This is a genomic window from Microcoleus sp. FACHB-1515 (genome assembly GCF_014696105.1).
Lineage (GTDB): Bacteria > Cyanobacteriota > Cyanobacteriia > Elainellales > Elainellaceae > JAAUTJ01.
This window is the reverse complement of sequence record NZ_JACJPO010000081.1, coordinates 1-2096: the sequence shown is the minus strand read 5'-3', so window position 1 is coordinate 2096 and position 2096 is coordinate 1. Positions and strand designations below refer to the sequence as shown.

Sequence of the window (2096 nt, the reverse complement as noted above, 5' to 3'; positions counted from 1 at the left end):
TTATTGCGGCTTGAACTTCAAGCTTTGGCGCAACGATGGGTGATTTGATGGACTAATGCTCAACCCGCCAAGGCATTGGCGTTGCCCGTCATCTGCATTGTCGTCTGACACACATAGCACGAGAGATCGGGTTGGCACTCTTGCACGCCTGCTTTGCGGTAGCTGCAATTGTCTGGCATCATCAGACGAATGCCCTTGATGACACAAAACAGGTTGATGGCAAAGGCAATGATGCTGTGATCGGTAGCGTGATCGAGTCCAACCGGAAGCATTTCGATCCTCAGGTGTCCCCGGTAATAATACCCTTTTGCCTTGTCATAGGCAGGGTTCTCGATCAGTTGGAGATATTCATCCCAGGATGCGGCGATCCAAGTATCGGTGAGCGGCTGAGTTTGTAAGGAACGCATGGCTTTTGCCTGAGCGAGTAGCTCTAGTTTAGTTGGTTCAATGCTAAGGAGCATCTGAAGTTGGGTGCTTTGGCACCCATGTCCAAGCTTCCAAGGGTGGCTCCACCATTGATTCTTCAAGCGGCGCGTACAAGAAGCTCAATGTTCTACTGTTGTCAGCGCGATCGATCCCTACTGTCAGACGATAAGAACCACGTCTAGGCCGATCGTCCGCTTGCATTCGACCGTACCAGAACACAGGTAGAGGCTCATCCAAAATGTCAATCCGGTCAAACAGAAAGTTATTGTCTCCCGCAAATGGCAAGCCATAGCGGTTCTGGTCTAATTCACCTCGAAGCCCTTTCTTGATCTGCTCAATGAGCATCTCGTCTGCTTGAACACCGAGCACCATATCCAATCCAACCAGCAGTTCTCGCCGAACTGGAGTAATCCAGTACTTCGCGCCATGCGTTCGAGCCGCCAATTCCTTACCAGATGCACCCACCGGATAGCTGTGAAGCTGCTGATAAAGCGTACAAACTTCGCTCTCAGCGTTTGGAACTGTGCCGATCGCCAGCTTCAAACAGGGCAGGTCGGAGCGAATCAGCGTTGTCTGACGGTTAGTGCGATCGCGCATCTCAATGCCTGCCAGATTCAGAAGTAGGCCGAAGGCGGTTGAAGGAGGCATCACTGGACTGGTAGATCGATAGACTCCTGCTTGAAATCCGCGAAATGCAGCAAACGGGGCACGAATGCGTAGCCACAAATCATTCACTTCGCTGCCTCCGAGGTCAGAAAAGCGTCTGCCAAATCGGTTAGCAGCTTTTGCGGATTTTCGTAGAGATGCACGCCTTCGTTCTCCAGATACTCTCGTTGCTCAGGCTGCATATTGCGAACGATTTCGCCGCCAACCCAAAATTCATCCCCTGGCAAATCACTGGCTTTGATCCGTCCCAGTTCTCGAAATTCACCGTTTTCGTTAAACCCATAGGTGTCATAGCCTGCAACCAGATTCGGCGTGAGACGGGCGACGATGCTTTTAGGAGACATTTCGTAATAGCTCCGAGCATGTCCACCCGCGACATCAGAGAGTTGAGCGATCGCCTGTAGCAGTGCCTTCGTCCAATCAGGTTTTGCCTTGCAGTCTGAATATGCTAAAGCGAAGGGATATTGATAAGCCGTGTGAGCCACTTCCCGGTGAAGCAATGCAGAAGTAGACGAGTTTTTCCAAGGGCTTGCACCCGCATTCAAAGGCGATTGATGGAACGTTGCATCGAAACGGTATGGAGTGAGGGCAACTGCCAAATTCATCCGCAGAACGCTATCTCGCTTAGATACTTTGTGCTTTTTGACCGCAGCTTTATCAGCAACCATAAAGCCAAAGAAAAAGTCATCGGCATACTTCTCTGCATTAGGAAATTCTTTGAATTCAACAGCAAGCTGAGGTTTTCCTTCGTCATCAAGGTAGTTGTTCAACCGAGTGCGGTTGTAGGGAACACCTGCTTTAATCAGCATTTCCCGTAGAGCACTTCGCATCGATTCAGGACTGATAACGGTGTATTCCTTGTTACCCTTAGCGATTTTTTGTAGAACGGTGGGTAGAGATGTAGAAGTAATGATTCAGGGTTGTAAACTCGCATTGTAGTGGTGGATGAAGTACCAAATTGCTCCAATATGGTTAGCAAGCTTCTTTGAGAACGAGAGTGTCTT

General features: G+C 49.7%; 3 protein-coding genes and 1 pseudogene. All 4 read right to left on the bottom strand.

Translation table 11 applies throughout. The features are described 5' to 3' along the window. Positions 1 to 59: 59 nt before the first annotated feature. The gene (locus H6F67_RS26485) at positions 60 to 407 is read right to left on the bottom strand and encodes a hypothetical protein (RefSeq protein ID WP_190769660.1); all 348 of its coding nucleotides are present in this window, start codon (positions 405 to 407) and stop codon (positions 60 to 62) included. 43 nt (positions 408 to 450) lie between these two features. Further along, positions 451 to 1161 (bottom strand): type I-MYXAN CRISPR-associated protein Cas5/Cmx5/DevS, encoded by a 711-nt coding sequence (cas5, locus tag H6F67_RS26480; protein WP_190769659.1) that lies wholly within the window; start codon positions 1159 to 1161, stop codon positions 451 to 453. After that, positions 1158 to 1922 (bottom strand): type I-B CRISPR-associated protein Cas7/Cst2/DevR, encoded by a 765-nt coding sequence (locus tag H6F67_RS26475; protein ID WP_206753946.1) that lies wholly within the window; start codon positions 1920 to 1922, stop codon positions 1158 to 1160. Before H6F67_RS26475 ends, cas5 begins: the two co-directional genes overlap by 4 nt. Before the next feature lie 84 nt (positions 1923 to 2006). Beyond that, positions 2007 to 2096 (bottom strand): annotated as a pseudogene (locus tag H6F67_RS26470) (IS1 family transposase); the annotation flags it as partial.

Coding starts and splice junctions, on each gene's coding strand:
- H6F67_RS26475 (WP_206753946.1), bottom strand. CDS start 1,922: ATGCGAAGTGCTCTACGGGAAATGCTGATTAAAGCAGGTGTTCCCTAC.
- H6F67_RS26485 (WP_190769660.1), bottom strand. CDS start 407: ATGCGTTCCTTACAAACTCAGCCGCTCACCGATACTTGGATCGCCGCA.